27 protein-coding genes are annotated in these 22,499 nt (G+C 58.3%); 14 read left to right on the forward strand and 13 right to left on the reverse strand.

Annotation, left to right across the window (positions count from 1 at the left end):
• Positions 1–9: 9 nt before the first annotated feature.
• Genes pgeF through DXY31_RS02430 form a run of 3 tightly spaced genes read right to left on the reverse strand, consistent with a single transcriptional unit; the run spans position 10 to position 3,052 of the window.
• Positions 10–849 (reverse strand): peptidoglycan editing factor PgeF, encoded by an 840-nt coding sequence (gene pgeF, locus DXY31_RS02420; protein WP_114991683.1) that lies wholly within the window; start codon positions 847–849, stop codon positions 10–12.
• On the reverse strand, positions 846–1,760 hold the full coding sequence (locus tag DXY31_RS02425; RefSeq protein WP_114991686.1) for a Tab2/Atab2 family RNA-binding protein: 915 nt from the start codon (positions 1,758–1,760) through the stop codon (positions 846–848). The genes pgeF and DXY31_RS02425 overlap by 4 nt, the downstream gene beginning before the upstream one ends.
• On the reverse strand, positions 1,757–3,052 hold the full coding sequence (locus DXY31_RS02430) for a S1 RNA-binding domain-containing protein (protein ID WP_114991909.1): 1,296 nt from the start codon (positions 3,050–3,052) through the stop codon (positions 1,757–1,759). The genes DXY31_RS02425 and DXY31_RS02430 overlap by 4 nt, the downstream gene beginning before the upstream one ends.
• Before the next feature lie 51 nt (positions 3,053–3,103).
• Here DXY31_RS02430 and DXY31_RS02435 point away from each other — a divergent pair, with 51 nt between their 5' ends.
• The 6 genes from DXY31_RS02435 to folE all read left to right on the forward strand — a co-directional run bounded on the left by DXY31_RS02435 (position 3,104) and on the right by folE (position 8,488).
• Entirely contained in the window at positions 3,104–3,937 is an 834-nt protein-coding gene (locus DXY31_RS02435) for a creatininase family protein (protein WP_114991689.1), read from the forward strand.
• A gap of 73 nt (positions 3,938–4,010) precedes the next feature.
• Positions 4,011–4,736 (forward strand): aldehyde oxygenase (deformylating), encoded by a 726-nt coding sequence (locus DXY31_RS02440; protein ID WP_114991692.1) that lies wholly within the window; start codon positions 4,011–4,013, stop codon positions 4,734–4,736.
• A gap of 162 nt (positions 4,737–4,898) precedes the next feature.
• Complete coding sequence (locus tag DXY31_RS02445; RefSeq protein WP_114991695.1) at positions 4,899–5,939, forward strand: long-chain acyl-[acyl-carrier-protein] reductase; 1,041 nt, start codon at positions 4,899–4,901, stop codon at positions 5,937–5,939.
• 20 nt (positions 5,940–5,959) lie between these two features.
• Positions 5,960–6,949, forward strand: a complete 990-nt coding sequence (locus DXY31_RS02450; protein WP_114991698.1) for an acetyl-CoA carboxylase carboxyltransferase subunit alpha — start codon at positions 5,960–5,962, stop codon at positions 6,947–6,949.
• A 24-nt stretch (positions 6,950–6,973) separates the two neighbouring features.
• Positions 6,974–7,681: an SDR family oxidoreductase gene (locus tag DXY31_RS02455; protein ID WP_114991701.1), complete on the forward strand. Its 708-nt coding sequence runs from the start codon at positions 6,974–6,976 to the stop codon at positions 7,679–7,681.
• 12 nt (positions 7,682–7,693) lie between these two features.
• On the forward strand, positions 7,694–8,488 hold the full coding sequence (folE, locus tag DXY31_RS02460) for a GTP cyclohydrolase I (RefSeq protein WP_114991704.1): 795 nt from the start codon (positions 7,694–7,696) through the stop codon (positions 8,486–8,488).
• Positions 8,489–8,545: 57 nt separating this feature from the next.
• On the opposite strand, the gene DXY31_RS02465 is transcribed toward folE, so the two are convergent.
• Both DXY31_RS02465 and DXY31_RS02470 read right to left on the reverse strand, forming a co-directional pair.
• Positions 8,546–9,037 carry a hypothetical protein gene (locus DXY31_RS02465; protein WP_114991707.1) on the reverse strand — a complete coding sequence of 164 codons (492 nt, stop codon included), beginning with the start codon at positions 9,035–9,037 and terminating at the stop codon, positions 8,546–8,548.
• A gap of 25 nt (positions 9,038–9,062) precedes the next feature.
• Complete coding sequence (locus tag DXY31_RS02470) at positions 9,063–9,746, reverse strand: phosphoribosylanthranilate isomerase (protein WP_114991711.1); 684 nt, start codon at positions 9,744–9,746, stop codon at positions 9,063–9,065.
• Between the two features lie 69 nt (positions 9,747–9,815).
• On the opposite strand from DXY31_RS02470, the gene DXY31_RS02475 reads away from it, so the two are divergent.
• Positions 9,816–11,084 (forward strand): site-2 protease family protein, encoded by a 1,269-nt coding sequence (locus DXY31_RS02475; protein ID WP_114991716.1) that lies wholly within the window; start codon positions 9,816–9,818, stop codon positions 11,082–11,084.
• On the opposite strand, the gene DXY31_RS02480 is transcribed toward DXY31_RS02475, so the two are convergent.
• On the reverse strand, positions 11,057–11,830 hold the full coding sequence (locus tag DXY31_RS02480) for a lipoate--protein ligase family protein (protein ID WP_114991719.1): 774 nt from the start codon (positions 11,828–11,830) through the stop codon (positions 11,057–11,059). The two genes, DXY31_RS02475 and DXY31_RS02480, sit on opposite strands and share 28 nt — an antisense overlap.
• 7 nt (positions 11,831–11,837) lie before the next feature.
• Between DXY31_RS02480 and DXY31_RS02485 the strand changes: the two genes are divergently transcribed.
• Complete coding sequence (locus DXY31_RS02485; protein ID WP_114991912.1) at positions 11,838–12,608, forward strand: sulfite exporter TauE/SafE family protein; 771 nt, start codon at positions 11,838–11,840, stop codon at positions 12,606–12,608.
• Between the two features lie 11 nt (positions 12,609–12,619).
• Here DXY31_RS02485 and DXY31_RS02490 read toward each other — a convergent pair whose 3' ends face one another.
• Positions 12,620–13,195 (reverse strand): hypothetical protein, encoded by a 576-nt coding sequence (locus tag DXY31_RS02490; RefSeq protein WP_244279464.1) that lies wholly within the window; start codon positions 13,193–13,195, stop codon positions 12,620–12,622.
• 8 nt (positions 13,196–13,203) lie between these two features.
• A complete protein-coding gene (locus DXY31_RS02495; protein ID WP_114991722.1) occupies positions 13,204–13,704 on the reverse strand; it encodes a CRR6 family NdhI maturation factor in 501 nt (166 codons plus the stop codon).
• 79 nt (positions 13,705–13,783) lie between these two features.
• Between DXY31_RS02495 and psaM the strand changes: the two genes are divergently transcribed.
• The 3 genes from psaM to DXY31_RS02510 all read left to right on the forward strand — a co-directional run bounded on the left by psaM (position 13,784) and on the right by DXY31_RS02510 (position 15,345).
• Positions 13,784–13,888, forward strand: coding sequence for a photosystem I reaction center subunit XII (gene psaM / locus DXY31_RS02500; protein WP_067092922.1), 105 nt, complete (start codon positions 13,784–13,786; stop codon positions 13,886–13,888).
• Positions 13,889–13,937: 49 nt separating this feature from the next.
• Positions 13,938–14,279: a hypothetical protein gene (locus DXY31_RS02505; RefSeq protein WP_114991725.1), complete on the forward strand. Its 342-nt coding sequence runs from the start codon at positions 13,938–13,940 to the stop codon at positions 14,277–14,279.
• A gap of 103 nt (positions 14,280–14,382) precedes the next feature.
• Positions 14,383–15,345, forward strand: coding sequence for a protochlorophyllide reductase (locus tag DXY31_RS02510; RefSeq protein ID WP_114991728.1), 963 nt, complete (start codon positions 14,383–14,385; stop codon positions 15,343–15,345).
• 3 nt (positions 15,346–15,348) lie between these two features.
• On the opposite strand, the gene bchL is transcribed toward DXY31_RS02510, so the two are convergent.
• The 3 genes from bchL to DXY31_RS02525 form a co-directional block, all read right to left on the reverse strand.
• Positions 15,349–16,239, reverse strand: coding sequence for a ferredoxin:protochlorophyllide reductase (ATP-dependent) iron-sulfur ATP-binding protein (gene bchL, locus DXY31_RS02515; protein ID WP_067092925.1), 891 nt, complete (start codon positions 16,237–16,239; stop codon positions 15,349–15,351).
• 150 nt (positions 16,240–16,389) lie between these two features.
• Positions 16,390–17,970, reverse strand: a complete 1,581-nt coding sequence (locus DXY31_RS02520; RefSeq protein WP_114991731.1) for a ferredoxin:protochlorophyllide reductase (ATP-dependent) subunit B — start codon at positions 17,968–17,970, stop codon at positions 16,390–16,392.
• 5 nt (positions 17,971–17,975) lie between these two features.
• Positions 17,976–19,250: a ferredoxin:protochlorophyllide reductase (ATP-dependent) subunit N gene (locus DXY31_RS02525; RefSeq protein ID WP_114991735.1), complete on the reverse strand. Its 1,275-nt coding sequence runs from the start codon at positions 19,248–19,250 to the stop codon at positions 17,976–17,978.
• Positions 19,251–19,387: 137 nt separating this feature from the next.
• On the opposite strand from DXY31_RS02525, the gene DXY31_RS02530 reads away from it, so the two are divergent.
• The gene (locus DXY31_RS02530; RefSeq protein WP_114991738.1) at positions 19,388–19,879 is read left to right on the forward strand and encodes a hypothetical protein; all 492 of its coding nucleotides are present in this window, start codon (positions 19,388–19,390) and stop codon (positions 19,877–19,879) included.
• Between the two features lie 41 nt (positions 19,880–19,920).
• Here the strand turns inward: DXY31_RS02530 and DXY31_RS02535 are convergent, their stop codons facing one another.
• Positions 19,921–20,328 carry a hypothetical protein gene (locus DXY31_RS02535; RefSeq protein ID WP_114991742.1) on the reverse strand — a complete coding sequence of 136 codons (408 nt, stop codon included), beginning with the start codon at positions 20,326–20,328 and terminating at the stop codon, positions 19,921–19,923.
• A gap of 96 nt (positions 20,329–20,424) precedes the next feature.
• Here DXY31_RS02535 and DXY31_RS02540 point away from each other — a divergent pair, with 96 nt between their 5' ends.
• The gene (locus tag DXY31_RS02540; RefSeq protein ID WP_114991917.1) at positions 20,425–21,210 is read left to right on the forward strand and encodes a BMC domain-containing protein; all 786 of its coding nucleotides are present in this window, start codon (positions 20,425–20,427) and stop codon (positions 21,208–21,210) included.
• A 4-nt stretch (positions 21,211–21,214) separates the two neighbouring features.
• On the opposite strand, the gene DXY31_RS02545 is transcribed toward DXY31_RS02540, so the two are convergent.
• Entirely contained in the window at positions 21,215–21,793 is a 579-nt protein-coding gene (locus DXY31_RS02545; RefSeq protein ID WP_114991745.1) for a non-canonical purine NTP pyrophosphatase, read from the reverse strand.
• Positions 21,794–22,138: 345 nt separating this feature from the next.
• On the opposite strand from DXY31_RS02545, the gene DXY31_RS02550 reads away from it, so the two are divergent.
• On the forward strand, positions 22,139–22,450 hold the full coding sequence (locus tag DXY31_RS02550; RefSeq protein WP_006169870.1) for a BMC domain-containing protein: 312 nt from the start codon (positions 22,139–22,141) through the stop codon (positions 22,448–22,450).
• Positions 22,451–22,499: the final 49 nt, after the last annotated feature.

Consider the following 22,499-nt stretch of genomic DNA (forward strand, 5'->3'; position numbering starts at 1 on the left):
CTGAGAGGTTCAAATTGCAGCCTGCCCCACGATTCCACTCCACTGAACCGCCTTCACCTGATCGCGTCGCCAGGAGTGAAACAGGCTCGGCTCAGCGACTGTGCAGAGCGGACATGTCCTGATCCTGGTGCTGTCAATTCCTTCCGCTTCCAGTTGCTGCAGGGCGGCTTGTCGGATATCTAGACGGCAGCGCCCCTGCTCTGGATCAGGATCAATCACGGCTTGCTTCTGCAACTCCTCTAGTGATCTGGGCTCGGTTGCCAACGCCTCACCCACCTGAAGGGCCACGGATTGCGCCACTTGATAACGCTCACCACTGACCGCTGGCCCGAGGGCCACGATCAGCTTTTCTTTCCGGGCACCACGTTGTTCGAGCCTGGCGATGGCCGCTGGCAAGATGCGGCTGGCCACGCCACGCCAGCCGGCATGGCATGCAGCTACGTGCCCACTGTCGGGATCCGCAAGCAAAACAGGTGTGCAGTCGGCTCCACAGACCCAGAGGCTCTGCCCTCCGCGATCGCTTACCAGTCCGTCGGCATCGGGCCATGGTGCTGCACTGGCAGCGGAGGCTTCAAGCACCACGTTCCCATGCACCTGCTGCGGGCGATGAACAGAGACACCACAAGACAGGTAGGCAGCCAGCTCGTCGGGACCACGACCTTGCCAGCGGCGTGTGAAGAATCCATGCTCAAAACCAGCGTCAGTCAGGTGGTCCGCGGTCAGGTAATAACCGCCATAACACCCCACCCAAGTCCATCCCGACAGGGTGTTGAAGCGACTGTCAGGCTGAGAGAGAGGATCCTCTCTCTCAGCTCCAGCGCCTGGGTCTGCTCCCTGAGCGGCGCTCATGGTTGCGGTTGATCCCTCAGCATCCAGAAGCCTTCGAAACGCTCACTGTCTGGAGAGCTCTGCACAGCGATGAACTGAAGGCCACGCAGGTTCAGGCACGACGCGTTCAGAGCGGCTGAGATCTGTTCGGCTTCCTGTTGGCTCAGATCACTGACCAGCCAGGAGTCGTCCTGACCAGCATCAAGAATCAGTTGGAGGGAGCTCACACGCAGCCGCACGGGTTCTAGCCCGCCTAGCCAGCCTGCGAGGGCCAGGGCTCTGGTGCGACTGAACAGACGTAGGCCAGGAACTTCAAGCTCCTCCTCGAGAGAGGGAGGAACTGGCAGCAGGCCGTTGAAGCCAAGAGGCCACTCACTGGCATCCTTGAGGCTGCCGACCGGAAGACCTGCCCAGGTCCAGGCATCGCCCCGGACGGCTTCGGGCAATGGCAAAGGTGGTGTCTCGACTGGGGAAGGCGGCAGGGCCAGGGGGCCTGCCATGAAGCCCTCCTCCTGCGGGTAAAGCGTCCGCTCGCGTTCATCAAGCCAGTCGAGTAGGGCATAGGTGCGTCTGCTCGATACCACTTCCAAGAGCAGTTCTGCTGCAGCACGCTGCACCATCGTTTTCATGGCGCTGCGCCAGGCGCGCAGCCTTTGCGGTGGCTTCCAACCTTGGCCTTTAGCCTCAGCCAAGGCTTCTCGCAGGGCCGCGGCCAACCAGGTGGAGTTCACTTCGCTTGCCGGACAGAGCTTTGCGAAACGGAAGGACTCGTTGCAGTTGATGTCAGGGGTGCTGATGATCAGCAGTTCCCAGCGCTTCTTCCCATCCTTTTCCAAAATGGGCCTTGAATAGAAATCAAGCTCCCAGTCGGCCTGAAGTTGGGTTCGGGACTGGGGGCCGGCGTCACCGGCAGGCATGGAAGCTGTGATCATCCAGCTGACTGTTCCTGCTGCCTAAGGACGTTACGGGCTCTGTTGGCTCGATCGGTAGCCTCGGCCATCACGGTGTCCTTATCCACGAGAAGCTCCCCTGGCTGTCCCTCCAGTAGGGCAGTGTTGAGTCCGATTCGGCCTCGACCGGGATCCAGTTCGGTGATCAGTGCTCGCACGGTATCGCCCTGTCCGAAGACTTCGCGCAGTGATCGCAAACTGCCACCGGTGATCACTGACTGATGCAACAGTCCACTGACGCCTCCCAGATCGATGAACAGTCCATAGGGCTTGATGGAGGCGACCTGACCTTCGACCAACTGCCCCACCTCAAGCTCTGAGAAACGGGCGGCCGTCGCGGCGCGCTTTTCGGAAAGGACCAGTTTTCGGGTCTCGGAGTTGACCTCTAGGAAAGCGACGCCAAGTGTTTTACCCACGAGAGATTCGTGATTTTCTCCCTCCTGAAGCTGGGATCTGGGAATGAAGCCCCTCAACCCTTCGAGGTCGCAGGTGACACCACCACGATTGAAACCGGTGATTTTGACCTGAACCACCTTGCCGTCCTTGGCGAGCTGCTTCACCTTGTCCCAGCTTTTGCGCAGGGCCAGGGCACGGCAGCTGATGGTGACCATGCCATCGGCGTTTTGTTCACGGGTGACCAGCACCTCAACCTCAAGTCCCTTGGGAAAACGTTCCTTCAGGTTGGTGATCACCCCAAGTCCGCATTCGCTTTTGGGCATGAAGCCGGGAGCCTTGCCTCCGATGTCGACATAAACACCATCACTCTCCATACCGATCACGGTGCCGGTGACCACCTCACCTGTTGTGCCTACAGGCTCATTGGCATCGAGCGCTGCTAGGAAGGCATCCTCATCGAAATCAAAATCGTCAACGCTGCGGCTTGCTGCAGTTGCCGGATCGGAAGGCGAATTGTTCAGTAGGCGGCCTGTGTCGGAGCCGCCCAGCAGGTCGGCCATGGTCATTCCGGCTAGATCATCATCGTCGGGATCCCGCGATGGAGTGAAAGACGTCTGTGGCCCTTTTGGTGGTGCAGGCGGACTGGGAGCAACAGACTGACCACCTTCTGCGGCAAGTGCGGCCTGCTCGAGCTGTGCGGCACGCTGTACAGCCGCATCAGCGGCTGCACGGGCTTGCTCAGCCTCCTTGCGCAGACGATCCTGCTCTTCCCGCTTGCTGATATGCATCACCTGAAGCGGTTTTCGTGGTGGCTGCGCCGAAGCTGCAGCAACCTTGCCACCATCAAGTCGTGAATTCTGACGTTCTGTTCCGGCCATGGGACCCATCGTCCTTGGCAGGACAGTCTGACAGCAGAAGGTTGATTCAGGATGAGCGGCAACGGTGGACAAAAGTCCAGGCGGCTTGAGTGCATGCACTGGCCTGAGGCTGCTCTGGCATTTGAACGGAGCGGTTCAACCCTTGTATGGCCATTCGGTGCTTTTGAGCAGCACGGTCCGCAGCTTCCCCTGCTCACGGATGCTCTGTTCGCGGAACGCATCCTTAATCACGTGCTGGAAGGTCTTCCTGAGGAGATGCCGATCTGGGCTCTGCCAACCCAGACAATCGGTCTTTCACCTGAACATCGTGGCTTTCCGGGAACACTCAGCCTCAGTGCCGAACTGTTGATTCGCCTTGTCAAAGAAGTTGGTCAACAGCTTGCGGACCAGGATGTGAAGCGCTTGGTGTTGTTCAACGCCCATGGCGGTCAGATTGGTCTTCTGCAAACCGCTGCCCGAGAACTGGCAGCGGAAACTCCTTCAATGGCCGTTCTTCCCTGTTTTCTTTGGAGCGGGGTTTCAGGACTCAAGTCCCTCGTGCCGGCTGATGAGCTTGCACATGGATTGCATGCGGGGCTGGCTGAGACGAGCCTGATGCTGGCGCTTGAGCCCTCGCTGGTCGGCGAACAGAGACCTCTCGATGGTGACCATGTCAGCGAGAGGGCGGCAGCCACACCCCCTGAAGGCTGGAGTCTTGAAGGTCCCGCACCCCTCGCCTGGTTCACCGCCGACCTCAGCCGCTCCGGTGTTGTAGGGGATAGTCGAGGCGCAAACGAGAAGCTTGGAAGTCAGTTGGAGACTGCGCTTGTGGCCCATTGGCATCGACTCTTTACGAACCTGATGGCATCCAGCTGGCCACCTAGTGGAGACCAGCGACGTATCTGAACACCAGCAATCGAACATCCAATTTCGGCAACACTGGTTACAGTCATCTGCGTTGAACGTTACGGAAAGATTTATGCCGACCCCCGTCAGCCCCGAGGTCGCCGTCCTTGACGAACGGGATGCATCGGCTCAGCAATTGCCTGACTTCTCCACCGAGGCCTATAAGGACGCCTACAGCCGGATCAACGCCATCGTGATCGAGGGAGAGCAGGAGGCCTATGACAATTACATGGCCCTGGGAACGTTGATCCCGGAAAACAAAGACGAACTCGCCAAACTGGCGAAGATGGAGATGAAGCACATGAAGGGCTTCACGTCTTGCGGTCGCAACTTAGGTGTGACGGCAGACATGCCTTTCGCCAAAAAGTTCTTTGGCCCTCTCCATCAGAATTTTCAGAAAGCTCTCAAGGAAGACAGAGTCGTGACTTGCCTGCTCATTCAGGCACTCCTGATTGAAGCTTTCGCTATTTCCGCTTATCACATCTACATCCCCGTTGCTGACCCCTTTGCTCGCAAGATTACTGAGGGTGTCGTCAAGGATGAATATCTCCACCTCAACTACGGGGAACTGTGGTTAAAGAACAATTTTGAGGCCAGTAAAGAGGAGCTTTTCGCTGCCAATAAGGAGAATCTTCCACTCATTCGTTCCATGCTCGACCAGGTTGCATCCGATGCGGCCACTCTCCATATGGAGAAGGAAGATCTGATCGAAGATTTTCTGATCGGCTATCAGGAAGCCCTCAGCGAGATCGGCTTCAACATGCGTGAAATTGCTCGAATGGCTGCTGCAGCTCTTTGACTTAGTTGAAACCAGCGCTCTATGTTCCAGTTGAGCGATTCAGGTCCGCTTCAACGACAGGCACGTTTCCCATTGAACGTGCCTACATGGGATCATGAGTGATAAGCCCCCTACCAGGGTGAGGTCTATTTCAATGCGTACACGTACGACCGTCGGCACTATATGTTTGGTCTGATCGGGCACTCCACCAGCTTTGAGGCGGCGAGGCGCAAGGCCTTAGATCTCGGGTTCGATCACATTGCCGGGGGGGATCTCGACGTGTGGTGCAGTGCACCACCTCAGCTCGTAGAGAACGTTGAGGTCACCAGTGCCACTGGCAAGACCATTTCTGGTGCCTACATCGATTCCTGCTTTGTGCCCGAGATGCTGAGCCGCTTCAAGACGGCCAGGCGCAAAGTGCTCAACGCCATGGAGCTTGCGCAGAAAAAGGGGATCAACATCACCGCACTAGGCGGCTTCACTTCGATCATCTTTGAAAACTTCAACCTTCTCCAGCATCAGCATGTGCGCAGTACAACCTTGGAGTGGGAGCGGTTCACCACGGGCAACACCCATACGGCCTGGGTGATCAGTCGCCAAGTTGAGAACAACGCTCCTCTTCTGGGCATCGATCTGGCCAAGGCCAAGGTTGCCGTGGTGGGTGCCACCGGAGATATCGGCAGTGCTGTCTGCCGCTGGCTCTCCAATCGGACGGGTGTCGCTGAGCTGCTGCTGGTCGCTCGTCAGCAGCAGCCCCTCAAGGATCTCCAGTCTGAACTCGGTGGTGGAAGAGTTCTCAGCCTTGATGAGGCACTTCCTGAGGCTGATGTGGTGGTCTGGGTCGCGAGTATGCCTCGTACGCTGGAGATCGATTCGGCTTCTCTGAGGAAACCCTGTCTGATGATTGACGGGGGATACCCGAAGAACCTCGATGCCAAGGTCGCCTGTGAGGGCGTCCATGTGCTGAAGGGAGGCATCGTTGAATTTGGCAGTGACATTGGCTGGACGATGATGGAAATCGCTGAGATGGAAAAACCTCAGCGCCAGATGTTTGCCTGCTTCGCTGAAGCGATGCTGCTTGAATTCGAGGCGTGTCACACCAATTTCAGCTGGGGGCGTAACAACATCACTCTGGAGAAAATGGATTTCATCGGCGCCGCATCGGTCCGCCACGGTTTTTCCACTCTCAATCTTCAAGGACAGCCTCAGGCTGTCGTTGTCTGAAGTCGTTTCCACCTCCCTTCATGGCCCGCCGCCCGCTGCTTGATTTCGAGAAACCGCTGGTGGAGCTCGAACAACAGATCGAGCAGATCCGTCAGCTGGCAAGGGATTCGGAAGTGGACGTCAGCCAGCAATTGCTGCAGCTTGAAACGCTCGCAGCCCGACGTCGCGATGAGATTTTTCGTTCTCTGAGCCCGGCTCAGAAAATTCAGGTCGCCCGTCATCCCCATCGACCAAGCACCCTCGATTTCATCCAGATGTTCTGTGATGACTGGGTTGAGTTGCATGGGGATCGCCGTGGCAGTGATGACCAGGCACTGATTGGTGGGATCGGACGGCTGGGGGAACGCTCGGTTGTTCTGATCGGGCATCAGAAAGGACGTGACACCAAGGAGAACGTTGCACGGAATTTCGGTATGGCCACCCCAGGTGGCTACCGCAAGGCTCTGCGGCTGATGGAGCATGCCGACCGTTTCGGTCTGCCAATCCTGGCCTTCATTGATACACCCGGTGCTTATGCCGGTCTGCTTGCAGAGGAACAGGGGCAGGGTGAGGCCATTGCCGTCAACCTGCGCGAGATGTTCGGCTTGCGAGTTCCCATCGTCGCCACGGTGATCGGTGAGGGTGGCTCCGGCGGTGCTCTCGGTATCGGAGTCGCCGACAGGTTGATCATGTTTGAGCACAGCGTCTACACCGTCGCCAGCCCTGAAGCCTGTGCTTCCATTCTTTGGCGTGATGCGGCGAAGGCTTCCGAGGCTGCGGCTGCGTTGCGCATCACCGGCAAGGATCTGCTCAGTCTTGGCGTTGTGGACGAAGTCTTGCCTGAACCCGCTGGTGGTAACAATTGGGCCCCCCTCGAAGCGGGTGAAACGCTGAGGGCAGCGCTGAATCGGCATCTCGACGATCTGCTGGCTCTGTCGGTCGATGATTTGAGAGATCAGCGCTACATGAAATTCAGGGCTATGGGGCGTTTCCTTGATGCCACCTCGCCGGAAGGCGGTTTCGCTGCCTAGGGTGCTTCGGATTGCACGGATTTCTTGCCCTCCGTTCTGATCACCGGCGCATCACGTGGAATCGGTCATGCTGCTGCCAAGGCTTTTGCTGAGGCGGGGTGGGATTTGCTTCTCGTTTCCCGCAGTGAGGCTGCTTTGCAGTCTCTTAAGTCGGAACTGAGCGCAGGTGATGTTCGAGTCGCTTATCAAGCGATCGATCTCACCGACTCATCTGCCATCGCCCCAGGCATCGATGCATTGCTGAATCAAGGGCTTCGCCCCTCAGTTCTCATCAACAACGCTGGAGCTGCTTGGACAGGGGGATTACTCGAGATGCCCCTGGATCGTTGGAACTGGTTGATTCAACTCAACCTCACCAGTGTTTTTCAGGTTTGTTCCGCAGTTGTCCCTGCCATGAGGCCAGCAGGTGGATTGGTGATCAACGTGAGTAGCCATGCGGCCAGAAACGCTTTCCCCGATTGGGGGGCCTACTGCACCGTCAAAGCTGCTCTTGCGAGTTTCACTCGCTGCCTGGGTGAGGAAGAACGTGCTCATGGCATTCGTGCCTGCACTCTCACGCTTGGTGCGGTCGATACCTCCCTCTGGGACTCCCCGACCGTCGACAGTGACTTCGACCGACGTGCCATGCTGCCAGTCAATCAGGCCGCTGCCGCTCTTCTTCACTTGGCCCAGCAACCTGCCACTCAGGTTGTTGAGGATTTAACCCTCATGCCAGCTACAGGCGCTTTCTGACTTCTGAAAGAGATGACTTCTACCCTTCCTACTTCCACTAACGCAACCAGTGCCGCAGCTCTCAGTGAACTGAGCTCGCATGCGTCACTCAGCAATGGCCGTGGTCAGTTCGCCATCACTGACGCCAAGATTTCCGATGTGATTCGCGAGCGTCTGCGCGAGCGTGGCGCTTCATTTCTCGCCAATGACAACATTGCCGATCACATCCTCCCGGGAGAATTAGAAGAACTTCAGATGGAAGTCGCTGATCGTTTTCGCGATCTTCTTCACAGTCTTGTGATTGATATTGAGAACGACCACAACACTGAAGAGACAGCGGAACGGGTCGCCAAGATGTATTTGCAGGAGGTGTTCAAGGGGCGATACCACCAACAACCCAAGGTGGCGAGCTTTCCGAACGTGAAGCAACTCGACGAGATTTATACAGTCGGACCTCTTACTGTGCGTTCCGCCTGTTCTCACCACTTTGTTCCGATCATGGGCAACTGCTGGGTCGGGATTAAGCCTGGTGCTCGCGTAATTGGTCTCTCCAAATTCACCCGCGTGGCGGATTGGGTTTTCTCCAGACCTCATATCCAGGAAGAGGCTGTGATGATCCTTGCCGACGAAATCGAGAAACTCTGCGAGCCCAAGGGTCTTGGGATCATCATCAAGGCTCAGCACTACTGCATGAAATGGCGTGGTGTGAAAGAGCCACAGACAAGCATGGTTAATTCCGTTGTTCGGGGTGACTTCCGCCATGATCCCAGCCTCAAGCAGGAGTTCTTTGAGCTTGTGCGCCAGCAGGAAGCTTTGCTCAGTAACTAATCTGATCTGCTCGTTTTTTCAGTCGAAAGGGGGCACTGCTCGCAGCACCCCAACTCTTTAATCGCTGATTGGCCCGATCACGTTGCTGCTGATCCGTTGGATTTTGCCATCACGGCTGCGCACTACCAGCACAGCCATCAGCCTGTCTTGTTGATCTTTGGGGCCTACCCGGTAGCTGTGCCCTGAGCCGGATTCCACCAGCTCCCAGTTCCCCTGGGCACTTCGGCGGTACCAGTGGACATCGAGTTCATCCACGTCAGCTCCCTGGAGCGTCAGTTCAGCTTGCAGCAACGCTCCTTCCCTTGCTTCTCCGACCAGCACGAAGCGTTGCAGTCCTTTGATGGCTTGCTGGAGATGTCCTTCCTGCTGAAGTCCTTGATCGATCTGTCCGTCCAGCACCTGAATCTGTTTCTCAGGGCTGGCTGTGAGACCGGGTACACATTGAAGACTGCCGTTCTCCAGCCGGCATCCCGGCAACATTCCCTGGGCTGAGGCCCCGAGAGGGACAGCCGCCATCAGGGTGAAGCAAATTGTCGTAGCCCGAAGCATGGATGCTGTTGAGGGGAGATTCAACCTATCCCTGGTTGCCCGAATTGACCCTGACCGCTTCGACCAGTGCTTCGACACGACGGAGATCCTTCACCCCAGGACTGTGCTCTAGGCGGCTGGAAGCATCTAGACCAAAGGGGGTGACTTGATCTAACAGTGTTGTGACCCATTCAGCGCTGATCCCTCCAGCAAGCCACCATGGCAGATCGCTGCAGAGCCCTGTCTCTAGCCGCTCAAGCCAGGTGGGATCGAGACGATGGCCAGTCCCACCAAGCTGTTTCGGGCTCCAGGCATCCAGAAGCAGGGCGTCCACGCTGGTGGCATAGGCGTCGATGCCGTTGAGATCCGCTTCGCCACGCAGGCGTAGCGCTTTCCACCAGTGGACCCCGGGATATCGCAGACGCAGATCAGCGCATCGCTGCGGCGATTCTTCTCCGTGCAACTGCACAACGGTGGGCTGTCCCTCACCCGACAGTGCCGATCCCAGCTGTTCATCGCTGGGGTCTGCCACAACCCAGACCCGCTTCAGCTCAGGATGCTCCTGGGTCAGTCTCCGGAAGATTGCTCTGCGCTGATTCGGCTCCACGAAACGCGGAGTGTCCGGCACTCCGATCACGCCGATCGCATGCACCCCCATGGCAGCAATCTCACAGGCCTGGTCGCAGTCGGTCAGGCCGCAGATCTTGAGAGACAGGCCCTGATCGAGCATCGGGGAGCAGCATTGGATGTCCTTTCTAGGATTGAGTCAACACTGCCGGCCAGCCCGCCGGAGAAGCATTTGGGTGATGGCTGGCAACTGATGCGAATCGGCGGGATCCCTCTGAGGGTCCATCCCAGTTGGTTCATTGTTCTGGTGTTGTTCACCATGGCCTTTCAACAGCAGGTCGCCAAACTCCCAGCTGCGGCAGGTGCTGACTGGATCAGCTGGTCGATGGGGCTACTCACTGCGCTGCTGCTGTTCGTGTCGGTGCTGCTGCATGAGCTTGGTCATTCCCTTGTGGCCCTGCGCGAGGGCGTGAAAGTGAGCAGCATCACGTTGTTTCTGATGGGCGGAGTCGCTCGGGTGGAACGGGAATGTTCCACGGCGATGGGCTCGCTGAGGGTGGCTGCAGCAGGCCCGGCGGTGAGTCTGATTCTTGGCGCTGTGCTGCTCTTCAGTGTTCACGCGGCTGAACATGTCAGCCCTCTGCTGGGGAACCTTGTGGCTCAGCTGGGAGGACTCAATCTGGTGCTGGCGCTGTTCAATCTCTTGCCAGGGTTGCCTCTGGATGGCGGCTTGATTCTTAAATCCATTGTCTGGCAATGGACGGGCAGTCAACGTCGGGGAATTCAGGTGGCGACGGCCAGTGGTCGGTTCTTGTCACTCCTCGCCCTGATGATCGGTTTCTGGATTGTGCTCAGGGGAGGGGGATTCGCCGGTCTTTGGCTGGTGCTGCTCGGCTGGTTCGGAATGAGCGCTTCCCGCAGTCAGACCCAGACCTTGGCGCTGCAGCAGGTGCTCAAAAGGGAAACCGTTGGACCAGCGACATCGCGTCGATTCCGCGTGGTCGAGGCGGATCAGAGTCTGCGCAGTCTCAGCAAGCTGCGTCTAGGAGCCGTGGATAGCGGCGATTCTTGCCTTCAGGACTGGGTGCTCGTCTGTCGAGGCGGTCGATGGATTGGCTTCATTACTGATCAACCGCTCAAGGATCTCCCCGTTCAGCAATGGGATCGCCAGACCATCGCCGATCATCTTCAGCCGCTCGAGCGCCTGCCTTCAATTCAGCAGACCGCACCTCTCTGGGAGGCGGTCCTTGCCCTGGAGGACACTGAGCAGGGGCGCCTGCTGGTTTTAGGCCCTGCCGGTCTGCCCGACGGAACCCTTGATCGCTGTGACCTGGGCGAAGCGGTTCTCAAGGGCTTATCTGTGAAACTGCCAGAATCGATGCTCACGGCTGCCCGTCGCTCCAATACCTATCCCTTTGGAATGCCTCTGGGGCAAGTGGTGAAAAGCATGCGTGCCTCTGGGCTGCTCGATGATCAAAGCTCCGATGGGTCGAGTCGATAATGCTGGGCCCCTTGATGCATCAAGGTGCATTCCTCGACACTGAGTGGCTGATCAGTCCAATCTTCAGTCGACAGCCCTAATCCGAAACTGGAGATCAGCGTTGTTTCGACTGCTGAAACGTCGGGAACTGCTGGCAGCCATTGCGGTGGGTCGGCTCCGAACACGGCCTGCCAGAGACCCGCTGGTGGAATCAGAGGAATTTCGCCGTGCTGAAGAAGATGACCGTGCTGCCAGAACTGGGCACTGCCAATGCGTTTGGTTCCATGCTTATCCACAAGGTCGGCAGTTGTTGAATGGGCAAAGCAATTGATGCCGCCGGCTTCTGCAGGGGAGTCGCCAGGATGGAGACTCACGCCCAGTTGTGCAAAGCCTGCAGTGATCCATCGGTTCACCTGCAGATAAGCCTCCCGCTTCCGTCGAGGCGCTTCAGGCCACACCAGTGCGTAGGTCAGCCCACCGGCGTGGAGCACGGCGCCGCCACCACTGGGGCGTCGTAGAAGATCCAGCTGCCCTGTTCTTGCCAGGCTTAGCCAAAGGTCTGGAATCTCCTGTTGGTGCTTGCCCAGGGAGAGTGATGGCCTCTTCCAACCGTAGAAGCGCAAGATCGGTTGGTTCTGCCCATTGGTCCAACACTGTTCAAGCAGCAGGGCATCCAAGGCCATCTGCTCGGCACCGTTGAGCGTGAGGTTTGGCAGGAGGCGACCTTGGCGTGAAGGCTTGGAGCGGCAGGATGCTGGCAGCGTCATGGCGGCGATGACATTGACGGATGTGCTGCTGGCCGTGCCATTAGGGCTCCTGGCAGGAGCTCTGGCCGGTCTGCTGGGAATCGGTGGTGGTCTGATCTTCGCGCCTCTTCTGCTTTGGATGGGCCTCAGCCCCCACCAAGCTCTTGCAACAAGCACCTTTGCCATCGTGCCCACGGCGATCGGCGGCAGTTACACCCACTGGCGCGCGCGCACGCTTGAGCTCAATCCTGGCCTGGCCATTGGTTTGTCGGCCTTTGCCACCGCCTTGGTGTTCAGCCGTCTTGGTCGACTCGCCGCAGGCTGGCAGTTGCTGACCCTTCAGGCACTGCTTTATTTCCTGCTAGCGCTCACGATTCGTGCTGAGAGTGGTGATCAAGGTCCTGAATCTGATCAGCCTCTGCCATTAAGAGGTCTCACGGCCGTTGGAGCTGTTGCTGGACTGGCGGGGGGGATGCTCGGTCTTGGCGGTGGGCTTCTGATGGTTCCGTTGATGGTGAACGGCCTGTCGGTGCCAATTCGGCAGGCGATTCGTCTCAGCACCCTGGCTGTGGCCTGCTCGGCCAGTGCCGCCTCATTGCAATTTCTCCACGAAGGACGTGGTCAGTGGATGCTGGGTCTCGTGCTCGGAGCCGTTGCCGCGTTCGCCGCTCAGTGGACGGCGGCACGGTTGGATCGGGTGAATACCGGAACCCTTGCTTGGCTGCTCAAACTGCTTTCGCTTTTGCTGGCGGTTGATAGCGGCAGAAGGGCTGTTCAGCTGGCATTGCAGTGGGGGTGACCGATGGGGGATCAGTTCACAACCCTCAGTTTCTTGAGGTCGACCTCCTTCATCCAGGCCGTGAGAGCCAGCAGCGACGAACGATCCGGCAGGCAGAGACAGCCGCTGCCTGGATTGCAGTGGTGAATCCCCAGTCCGCTGCGGCTGGTGTCAAAACGGGGAGCGAGCGTTATCCAGATATCTTTCCCCCACGGTTCCGGGGTACCCAGGCTGTAGTCACCTTGCGGCAGTGGAGCTCCGTTGCCAGGAGACCAGCGCCGTTCAAGGTCCTGGCTGCTTGGGGTCCCGCTCACCGCAGACCAGCTGGCCAGCACCATTCCGGCATGGTGCAGTTCCAGTCGCCACTGGCGTTGTCCGTCTGTTTGTTGAAAGTCAGTGCGTCGGGCGATGAGTTGTACTTTCTTTCCCTGCAGGCGGGCCAGCAACTCTTGGCTCGGCCCAGCCTGGCCTGGGGGTAATGGCTTCGAAGTGGCTTGTTGTGGTGCTGTCTTGGCGTGCTGACCAGGTAAAACAAGTTCTGCTTCGGACCCGCAGCTCCCCGAGCAGAGGGTTAACAGCAGCAGGGGCAATCCGGCCCAGTTCCGCATGGTGTGGCTCATGGTGATTGATCGAGCAGCTCCCAGAAACCACCATCCAGCTCGAAGCCAAGACTGGCGGCCATCAGGCTGAGGTTGCCGCGCTGACCACCGGAAAGGTCCGAGGAGCTGCCCAGCTGGTTCAGCAGCATCAGACGATGGGTGATCCACAACTCGAGGGCCTGGGGGTCGAAGCGAATGCCCTCACTGGAGCTGAAATTGTGGGGAACCAGCATCGCCACATGTTGAGCCAGGCTTCCGCCGCTGCGATCTAGCAACAGAGGCAGCCAGGGGTAGCGAGCATCTGCACGTAGGGCCCAAAGCCGAGGCTCGGGACATTCGCTCAGTTCTCTTGGGTCATCAACTTCACGGGGCCACTCGTAGCGCAGTTCCAGGACAGCACCGCCCTCGAGCAGGGTCTGAAGAGGGCGTTCCATCCAGACTGCAAGAGCCTGCAGATTCAGTGTCCTGATCGCTTTTGCGTCGATGGTCACCAGGCAATCAGGACTCAAGGCTTCCATGCGGGTGTGACAGGCCTTTGCGAATGATGGCGCCCCGAGGCCTGCGCAGGAAAGAATGCAAAGGTTTCAAGCTTCCGTCATGGTCAGCACCCTTACCCAGGCCGAAATCTTCATCGCTCTCGTGGTGGCTGCTCACGCCGGTATCCTCGCGATCCGCCTTTGCGTGAGTCTCTACCGCGCCTGAGCTGTATCGGGCCTCTTGGCACGAACGGTACGCCGCGTTACAAGCGGACATGCAGAAAGCCGTTTCTTCAGCGCCTGATGCTGCCTCTCTGGCGGCCTTGCTTCAGCAGCAGAATGATCGGAGGGAACTGTTGTGCAGTGCCCTGGCGCTTGCCGTGAAGGGTGGTCTGATCTTTCTGGGCGTGGTGAGTGTTGTGCGGTTGTCGATGGCGTATCAGGAACGGCTCGACCGCCATGGAGAGCTCGCGGCAGTTGTGGATGTGGAAGCCACCAAGCTGCAAGGGCTGCAACAGCGCTTTGACACCCTGTTCACTCTCGGTGGGGACGAACGTCTGATGGATGAGCAGGAGCAATGGATTGCTCCCAATCGCTTACGGGTGATTTGGCGTTAACCGTCTGATTTCTGCCCTGACAACTGCCCGCTGAGATTCGTGACCGGTGGCCGTTGTACGCATGGTCTGAGCGGCAGACTGAGCCATCTGCACAGATCCCCCGATGCCCGTTCCAGGCACTGTTCTGATCACCGGAACCACATCCGGGGTCGGCCTGAATGCCACACGTGCTCTCGTGCAACAGGGCTGGACTGTGATCACTGCAAACCGTTCTCCTCAGCGTGCCGCCGCCGCCGCCGATGAGCTGGACCTGCCCACTGAGCGGTTGAGGCACGTGCTGATGGATCTCGGTGATCTGGACAGTATTCGCCAGGCGGTGGAGGGACTGCCTGACCAGATCGATGCCTTGGTCTGCAACGCTGCCGTCTACAAACCGAAGCTGAAACAGCCAGAACGTTCACCTCAGGGTTATGAGATCTCGATGGCCACCAATCACTTCGGCCATTTCCTGCTGATTCAGTTGCTGATGCAGCGTCTCAGGGCCTCCACGCACCCCTCTCGCCGCGTGGTGATACTTGGCACAGTTACTGCGAATTCCAAGGAGCTTGGAGGCAAAATTCCGATTCCTGCTCCTGCCGATCTCGGTGATCTCTCCGGTTTCGAGGCTGGTTTCAAAGATCCAGTTTCGATGGCCAGCGGCAAGCGTTTCAAGCCCGGGAAGGCCTACAAGGACAGCAAGCTCTGCAACATGATCACCACGCAGGAACTCCATCGTCGTTTTCACAGCGAAACGGGCATCAGCTTCACGTCGCTTTATCCAGGGTGCGTGGCTGATACGCCGCTTTTCCGCAATACCCCAAGGGCTTTCAGAAAAATCTTCCCTTGGTTTCAGAAGAACATCACCGGTGGCTATGTCTCCCAGCCGCTAGCAGGTGAGCGTGTTGCCCTAGTGGTTGCTGATCCGGATTTTGCCGAATCCGGGGTACATTGGAGCTGGGGCAACCGTCAGAAGAAAAACGGTCAGCAGTTCAGCCAGGACTTGTCCGACAAGGTCACCGACTCCCAGACCGCCAGCAGGGTCTGGGAGCTGTCGATGGGTTTAGTCGGGCTGAGCGCCAGAACCTAAAGCTCAGTCAAATCCCAGCAGGTCGAAGATTTCGCGATCCTTCAATGAGACGGCTTCGAGGGGTTCGACCTTGTCGAGCATGTTCTGTGCAAGGTTGAGATATTCCTGACGACAGGCTTGTACGGCCTCGTCATCGTCGTCCATCTCAAAGATGGTGCACTTCTTCAGGCGAGAGCGGCGAATGGCATCCACATCTTTGAAGTGAGCCATGGTGCGCAGCCCCGTGCGCTCATTGAACTTATCGATCTGATCGGTGTCTGCCGATCGGTTGGCCACAACCCCCCCGAGACGCACCTTGTAGTTTTTGGCCTTGGCCTGGATCGCCTGGACGATCCGGTTCATTGCAAAGATCGAGTCGAAATCATTGGCGGTCACGATTAGGCAATAGTTCGCATGCTGCAGCGGTGCAGCAAATCCTCCGCAAACCACATCCCCGAGCACATCGAAAATCACCACATCGGTGTCTTCCAGCAGATGATGCTCCTTGAGGAGCTTCACTGTCTGGCCTGTCACGTAGCCTCCGCAGCCAGTGCCGGCCGGTGGACCACCGCTCTCAACGCATTGCACGCCGTTGAAGCCCGTGAACACGAAATCCTCGGGTCGGAGCTCTTCGCTGTGAAAGTCAACCTCCTCAAGGATGTCAATCACAGTCGGAACCATCTTGTGTGTCAGCGTGAAGGTGCTGTCGTGTTTCGGGTCGCAGCCAATCTGGAGCACCCGCTTGCCCAGCTTCGAGAAGGCGGCTGAAAGATTCGAGGATGTGGTGGATTTGCCGATCCCGCCTTTGCCGTAGACGGCAATGACCAGGGTCTCTTCCTGAATGTTCAGCGACGGGTCCTGAAGGACCTGCACACTGCCTTCTCCGTCAGCTGGTCGCGTCAGGGTCGTGGTCATGCAGGACCTTTGCAAAAGGGATCAATCTCATTCAACAGCAACACATGCACCTTGGCTGATATTCACCAAGAAATAAAAGATCCGGCATCTTGATAGTTGCTTGGCCACTTTATTTTCTTTGGATTGATTAAAAGAATTGAGTGAATTTACTCATGCCTTGTAGTGGGCTTTTGCGTCATAGAGAGTTTCGCTGCTGATCTCTTTGCGGCCCTCCTGGCGCGCATAGGTTTCGGTGTTTCTGCGCACCTTGCCACGCACAAAGAAGGGGATTTTTTTCAGTTCTGCCTCGCCGTCGGCAGTCCACACCGGGCCTTGCTCCTCAGCGCTAACGACCACGGTTGATTGTCTGTCTGCTTCGGTGGATTGATCCGTCCCGCCGCGATGACCTAGGTGGCTCTGATGTCCGTCCACGAACTCAAAGTCATGGCGGAACATGCCGATCAGATGTTCTTCAAGCCCCATCATCAGCGGATGCACCCAGGCGTCGAAAATCACATTGGCGCCTTCCCATCCCATCTGAGGGCTGTTGCGAGCAGGAACGTCCTGCACGTGCATTGGTGTGCTGATCACGGCGCAGGGGATTCCTAGGCGCTTGGCGCTGTGCCGCTCCATTTGGGTTCCAAGCACCAGTTCGGGGGCTGCGTCGGCCATGGCCGCCTCCACCTCGAGATAGTCATCGCTGATCAGTGCATCAAGGCCGAGCTCCTTGGCGGCCGCACGGACCGATCGCGCCATCTCACGGCTGTAGGTGCCAAGGCCGACCACTTTGAATCCGAGCTCCTCACTGCAGATGCGTGCTGCAGCTAGGGCGTGGCTGCCGTCGCCAAAAATGAACACCCGCTTACCTGTGAGGTAGGTGGAATCCACGGATTCCGAATACCAGGGAAGCCTTGAACAGCGATAGCCTTCCTCCGCTGTGGGGGGATCCATGCCCAGCAGTGTGTGCAACTCCACCAGGAAGTCGTGGGTGGCACCGACGCCGATTGGAACCTTGCGTGTGAAGGGCATTCCGAAGCTCCGCTCAAGCCAGCTGCAGCTCGATTCGGCGATCTCCGGATAGAGGCAAACATTCAGATCTGCCTGCGGGATTCGCTGGATATCACTGACCTCCGCTCCCAGCGGTGCCACCACCCCGACATCGATGCCATGCACGGTGAGCAGTCTCTGGATTTCGAGCACGTCATCACGACATCGAAATCCCAGCAGGGACGGGCCGATCAGATTGACCCGAGGTCGTCGGCCGACGGCCATCCAGGCCTTGGGATCATGCTGCGGCTGATCAGGTGCCTGGGGCTTCAGCAGATTGCGCACAAGTTGGTAAAGCGTTTCCGCTGCTCCCCAGTTCTCCTTTTTGCTGTATGCGGGCAGTTCCAGGGTCACAACAGGCATGCTCAGTCCCATGCCCTGGGCCAGGGCGCCCGGTTGATCCTGAATCAGTTCAGCGGTGCAGCTTTCGCCCACCAGCAGTGCATCCGGACGAAAACGTTCTGCCGCTTCACGCACTGTGCGTTTCACCAGTTCGGCTGTGTCGCCGCCCAAGTCGCGTGCCTGAAAGGTGGTGTAAGTCACCGGTGGGCGCTGCCCGCGCCGTTCGATCATCGTGAACAGAAGGTCGGCATAGGTGTCACCTTGGGGCGCATGCAGCACGTAGTGCACGCCGCGCATCGAGGCGGCGATGCGCATGGCCCCCACATGCGGTGGTCCTTCGTACGTCCAGAGCGTCAGTTGCATGGGAATCAGGCGTGGATGGAAGGATTCGAGGTCTGTGGATGCAGTGCGGGATGAATGAGTTGTCTTCTGCGCAGCGGACGTGAGAACAATTCAGCCAGATCTCCGGCTTGATCGATGCCGTGGATGGGGCTGAACACGAGTTCGATCGACCACTTGGTGGTGATGCCTTCCGCTTCCAAGGGGTTGGCCAGTCCCATCCCGCACACCACAAGATCCGGATGCTGGTCGCGAACACGGTCCAGCTGCTGCTCAACGTGCTGACCCTCCGTCACGTTGGTGCCCTCCGGCAGCAGTTCGAGTTCCGGCGCCATCTGTTCGCGGTTCAGATAAGGGGTGCCAACTTCCACCAGTTCCATGCCGCACTCGCGCTGTAGGAAGCGTGCAAGGGGGATTTCAAGCTGCGATTCCGGCAGCAGCACGATGCGTCTTCCAGCCAGTTCCGCCCTGTGGGGCTCAAGCGCCATGCGCGCTCTCTCTTCCAGGGGGTCCAGCACTGCAGCAACTCGATCTCCAGGCAGGTTGAAATCCCTGCAGGCTGTCTCCATCCAGCGTCGGCTGCCCTCCGCCCCGAGCGGAAACGGTGAACTCAGCACCTTGGCGCCACGTTGCTTCAGCAAGCGTGCGGTGTTGCTCAGAAAGGGCTGGGTGAGCAGCACGGTGGTGCCTGGCCCCACACCCGGCAATTCCGTTGACTGTCTTGGCGGCAGACTGCACACAGTCTCAATTCCTAGACGGGCGAAGAGGTGAACCAGGCGGTCCTCAACCGCATCAGCAAGAGTTCCCGCAAGCAGAAGCTGGCGCTTGTCGGTGCTCGGTAAAAAGGGCACCAGGGCTGACAGGGCGCCGTCCTCTCCCTCTGTGAATGTGGTTTCGATTCCGCTTCCGGAGTAGTTCACCACACGAACCCTGCCCTGTAATTCCTCGTTGAGGCGTTCGGAAGCGCGGGCAAGATCAAGCTTGATCACCTCGCTCGGGCACGACCCCACGAGGAAGAGTGTGCGGATCTCGGGGCGGCGTGCCAGCAACTCACGGGCCACACGGTCCAGTTCGTCGTGGGCATCAGCAAGGCCTGCCAGGTCGCGTTCGTTGAGGATCGCCGTGCCGAATCTGGGCTCCGCAAAGATCATCACGCCCGCTGCGCTCTGGATGAGATGGGCGCAGGTGCGCGATCCCACCACAAGAAAAAACGCATCGGGCATGCGTCGATGCAGCCAAACGATCGATGTCAGGCCACAGAACACCTCCCGGGGTCCAGATTCCTTACGCAGATTGGCGCCCATCGGGATTCCTGAGCTCTCCTTCCCTTCACCATGACTCCGAATCGGCTGAACGGGGCAAGTGTCTGAAACTCTTCGGGATCATTGCGGTCGAAAATTAGGAATCTGGGTACATTTCGGCGATCGACTTTGATCCATTCATGTCCTCCCTGCGTGTTCTCCCTGCTGCTCTCGCGTTGAGCCTGGCACTCGTGGCCTGCCAGTCGGCTGACAAGAAGGCTGGCAATGATGAGGTGAAGGTTGTCAAAGGCGTTGAGGTCGTCTGTGCCGCCCAGGCTGACGTTGACGCCGCGGTGGACCAAGTCAATGGACTCACTCCAGACTCCACCGTGGCGGATGCTCAAAAGGCGGGAGACAAGCTCAAGGATGCGCTCTCGGCTCTCAACAAAGCTGAGGGTCAGCTTGAAAAGGCTGAAGTGAAGGAGTATCGCGATCAAGTGGAAATCTTCCGCAAGGCGGTTGATGAGGTCAGCAAGAAAAAGGACCTGACCCTGGCAGCAGCGGCGGAGCAACTGCAGGGCAAGGCTGCTCCACTGATTGCTGCACGTGAACAACTGGCTTCAACAACGGTTTGCATCGATGCTGTCGATGACAGCTCCGACGCCAAGACGGATGAAAAGTCGGAGTCCTGATCAGGACCAAGACGACTTCTTCATTGTTTAAAAGGTGCTCCTCAGAGACGGCGGCGGAAGCGATCATCAGCAAAGCTGCCGCCGCCTCGTCCTGAAGAGTCGTCAATGCGGCTGAGTCGCCAGACATTGCGGCTGACACGGCGGGCTGTAAGACCTCCCCTATCAACAGATTCAGTTCCGGGTCGAGCTCCGAGCAGATAGGTGACTTCAGCTGTTGTCAGTGGGGCTCCGCTATCAACGGCTAGGGCGGTTAGTTCGAGTCTCTGGCGAAGCTGCCGCACCATGCCTGCATGGCTGCCGTTATCAGTTTCAAGCCAAGGCATCTCGGCTTGGCCTTCGCGGGCAAGACGCTGCATCAGGCTGTAGCTGACCAGTCCCAGGGCCTGTTCGGCATTGAGTTCAGTGGAGAGCTGGCCAGGTTCCTCTGATTTTTTAGGGGCGGAAGCCATGGCTCACTGGGCGATTGGGCTGAAGTTATCGGCTGTTTCCTGCTGTGCAAGCGCTTGCACGCTGTTTGCCGACCGGCTTCCGGTAAGATCCGCGCCATGAATCGTTTTGCCGGCATCGACGCCAGGGAGCGGCGGGTTGGCGGAAGCGCTCTCGTCACCGGTACGGAGGTGAATTCCTCCGCGTCTGGTGCAAGCTGCGTGGTCACCACCGATTCCGAATCCATCCGGCTGAAGCGACGCAATAGCCATGTGCAGTCGATCGAGCTGCGCACGCACGTGTTCATTGATTCTCTGCAGCCACAGCTTGCGGCTTACATGGGTTCGGTGAGTCAGGGATTCTTGCCAATACCCGGTGACGCCTGCCTTTGGATGGAGGTTTCGCCTGGTATGGCGGTTCACCGAGTGACCGATATTGCCCTGAAGGCGAGCAATGTGCGCCTGGGCCAGATGGTAGTGGAGAGGGCCTTCGGCTCCATGGCTCTGTATCACAGGGATCAGAGCACGGTGCTTCACTCCGGGGATGTGGTCCTCGAGGCCATTGGTAGTTCTGTTGATCAGCGAAATCCCGCCGAAGTGAGTTGGACAGAAGTGATTAGGGCTATCACTCCTGATCATGCCGTGCTGATCAATCGTCAGAATCGACGTGGCTCGATGATCGAGGCGGGGATGAGCATGTTCATCCTGGAGACTGAACCCGCCGGCTACGTGCTGATCGCCGCGAATGAAGCGGAAAAGGCCTCTAATATCACTCTTGTGGACGTCAAAGCAGTCGGAGCTTTCGGTCGTCTGACTCTCGCGGGACGCGAAGGCGATGTTGAGGAGGCCGCAGCCGCGGCAATGCGCGCGATTGAAATCGTGAATCGCAGTTCTGCAGTGCGCTGAACGGTTAGTCCAGTCCCAGTTTTCTGCGCAGACCGGGTGCCAGAGCGCGGGCGGCTTTGCCTCGGCTCCCAAGTTTGGAGAGTTGGGAAGTGTTCAGTTCTCCATAACTGCAGCCGGCCTCACGTACCCAGAACAAGGATTCAATGCCGCCTCCTGGATAGGCCGGTTGACAGAGAAGCTCACCCCAACAGATTCCTTCCGCCTGCTCATCGCAAAGCCCATCGGGTGAACAGAGCACCATGGCGCTCCGAAAGCGGGCACTTCGATAGGGCACGTCCTCCATGGCATGAATAAGCTTCGCGAGCTTGTCCTCATTACTTGAGGCGAGTCGTGCCGTGAAGAGTCCCGGAGCTCCATCTAGGGCATCCACTTCTAGCCCAGAATCATCAGCCAGAGCCCAACAGCCAGTTCTTGCTGCCGCAGCGCTGGCTTTCAGGCGCGCATTCTCGGCGTATGTACTGCCAGTTTCCTCAACATCCAGATCGGATGGCTGTCGTTGCACTGGCACATCAATGGGGCCGAGCATCGCTTCGATCTCAGCAACCTTATGGGGATTGCCGCTGGCAATGATCAGCGTGCGCAAAGCACTATTCCTGAATGGAGCCCCATTGTGTGTGATCAGGTGTAAGTCATCTGAACTTCAGTCGTCACAGGAAACCTGAACAGGTTGAACATCCCACCCGGTTAGCCCGGATTTTCAGGTATCCGCAGGTAAAGCTATGCACCTTTGCCAGGCATGCCACCGCATGTGTTGGCGTGCTGACCTCGGAGCGCACAGTTCTTTAGATCAGTCCCTGACAGGGTGATCAGCAGGGCTTATCAGGTTCACTACGGACAGTGATCCAGAGAAAGCGCATTAGGCCTTGACGGGTTGCCCTCCGGCAGAGCAGTCTCACCGGCGAACATCCCCCCCTATTCCCGGTAGGTAATGGCAAACGAAACCATGGGCATCGCTCTCGGCATGATCGAGACACGCGGCCTCGTTCCTGCGATCGAAGCGGCTGACGCCATGACCAAGGCTGCCGAAGTGCGCCTGATCGGTCGTGAATTCGTCGGTGGCGGTTATGTCACCGTTCTGGTGCGCGGCGAAACCGGTGCTGTGAACGCTGCAGTGCGTGCTGGCGCCGATGCCTGTGAGCGCGTTGGCGACGGCCTCGTTGCTGCTCACATCATTGCCCGCCCCCACCGCGAAGTGGAGCCTGCACTGGGCAACGGCAACTTCCTTGGTCAGAAGGACTGAGATCGTCTGAACCTCTGAATTTTGAGGTTGCAACGACTCACCCGCCTTC

The organism is Synechococcus sp. UW179A (assembly GCF_900473965.1).
In the GTDB taxonomy this organism is placed as follows: Bacteria; Cyanobacteriota; Cyanobacteriia; order PCC-6307; family Cyanobiaceae; genus Synechococcus_C.

Bases quoted from the DNA above. Each gene is read 5' to 3' on its own strand.
- pgeF (WP_114991683.1), bottom strand. From the start codon at position 849: ATGAGCGCCGCTCAGGGAGCAGACCCAGGCGCTGGAGCTGAGAGAGAG.
- DXY31_RS02425 (WP_114991686.1), bottom strand. From the start codon at position 1,760: ATGATCACAGCTTCCATGCCTGCCGGTGACGCCGGCCCCCAGTCCCGA.
- DXY31_RS02430 (WP_114991909.1), bottom strand. From the start codon at position 3,052: ATGGCCGGAACAGAACGTCAGAATTCACGACTTGATGGTGGCAAGGTT.
- DXY31_RS02435 (WP_114991689.1), top strand. From the start codon at position 3,104: ATGAGCGGCAACGGTGGACAAAAGTCCAGGCGGCTTGAGTGCATGCAC.
- DXY31_RS02440 (WP_114991692.1), top strand. From the start codon at position 4,011: ATGCCGACCCCCGTCAGCCCCGAGGTCGCCGTCCTTGACGAACGGGAT.
- DXY31_RS02445 (WP_114991695.1), top strand. From the start codon at position 4,899: ATGTTTGGTCTGATCGGGCACTCCACCAGCTTTGAGGCGGCGAGGCGC.
- DXY31_RS02450 (WP_114991698.1), top strand. From the start codon at position 5,960: ATGGCCCGCCGCCCGCTGCTTGATTTCGAGAAACCGCTGGTGGAGCTC.
- folE (WP_114991704.1), top strand. From the start codon at position 7,694: ATGACTTCTACCCTTCCTACTTCCACTAACGCAACCAGTGCCGCAGCT.
- DXY31_RS02465 (WP_114991707.1), bottom strand. From the start codon at position 9,037: ATGCTTCGGGCTACGACAATTTGCTTCACCCTGATGGCGGCTGTCCCT.
- DXY31_RS02470 (WP_114991711.1), bottom strand. From the start codon at position 9,746: ATGCTCGATCAGGGCCTGTCTCTCAAGATCTGCGGCCTGACCGACTGC.
- DXY31_RS02480 (WP_114991719.1), bottom strand. From the start codon at position 11,830: ATGACGCTGCCAGCATCCTGCCGCTCCAAGCCTTCACGCCAAGGTCGC.
- DXY31_RS02485 (WP_114991912.1), top strand. From the start codon at position 11,838: ATGACATTGACGGATGTGCTGCTGGCCGTGCCATTAGGGCTCCTGGCA.
- DXY31_RS02490 (WP_244279464.1), bottom strand. From the start codon at position 13,195: ATGCGGAACTGGGCCGGATTGCCCCTGCTGCTGTTAACCCTCTGCTCG.
- DXY31_RS02495 (WP_114991722.1), bottom strand. From the start codon at position 13,704: ATGGAAGCCTTGAGTCCTGATTGCCTGGTGACCATCGACGCAAAAGCG.
- psaM (WP_067092922.1), top strand. From the start codon at position 13,784: ATGGTCAGCACCCTTACCCAGGCCGAAATCTTCATCGCTCTCGTGGTG.
- DXY31_RS02505 (WP_114991725.1), top strand. From the start codon at position 13,938: ATGCAGAAAGCCGTTTCTTCAGCGCCTGATGCTGCCTCTCTGGCGGCC.
- DXY31_RS02510 (WP_114991728.1), top strand. From the start codon at position 14,383: ATGCCCGTTCCAGGCACTGTTCTGATCACCGGAACCACATCCGGGGTC.
- bchL (WP_067092925.1), bottom strand. From the start codon at position 16,239: ATGACCACGACCCTGACGCGACCAGCTGACGGAGAAGGCAGTGTGCAG.
- DXY31_RS02520 (WP_114991731.1), bottom strand. From the start codon at position 17,970: ATGCAACTGACGCTCTGGACGTACGAAGGACCACCGCATGTGGGGGCC.
- DXY31_RS02525 (WP_114991735.1), bottom strand. From the start codon at position 19,250: ATGGGCGCCAATCTGCGTAAGGAATCTGGACCCCGGGAGGTGTTCTGT.
- DXY31_RS02530 (WP_114991738.1), top strand. From the start codon at position 19,388: ATGTCCTCCCTGCGTGTTCTCCCTGCTGCTCTCGCGTTGAGCCTGGCA.
- DXY31_RS02535 (WP_114991742.1), bottom strand. From the start codon at position 20,328: ATGGCTTCCGCCCCTAAAAAATCAGAGGAACCTGGCCAGCTCTCCACT.
- DXY31_RS02540 (WP_114991917.1), top strand. From the start codon at position 20,425: ATGAATCGTTTTGCCGGCATCGACGCCAGGGAGCGGCGGGTTGGCGGA.
- DXY31_RS02550 (WP_006169870.1), top strand. From the start codon at position 22,139: ATGGCAAACGAAACCATGGGCATCGCTCTCGGCATGATCGAGACACGC.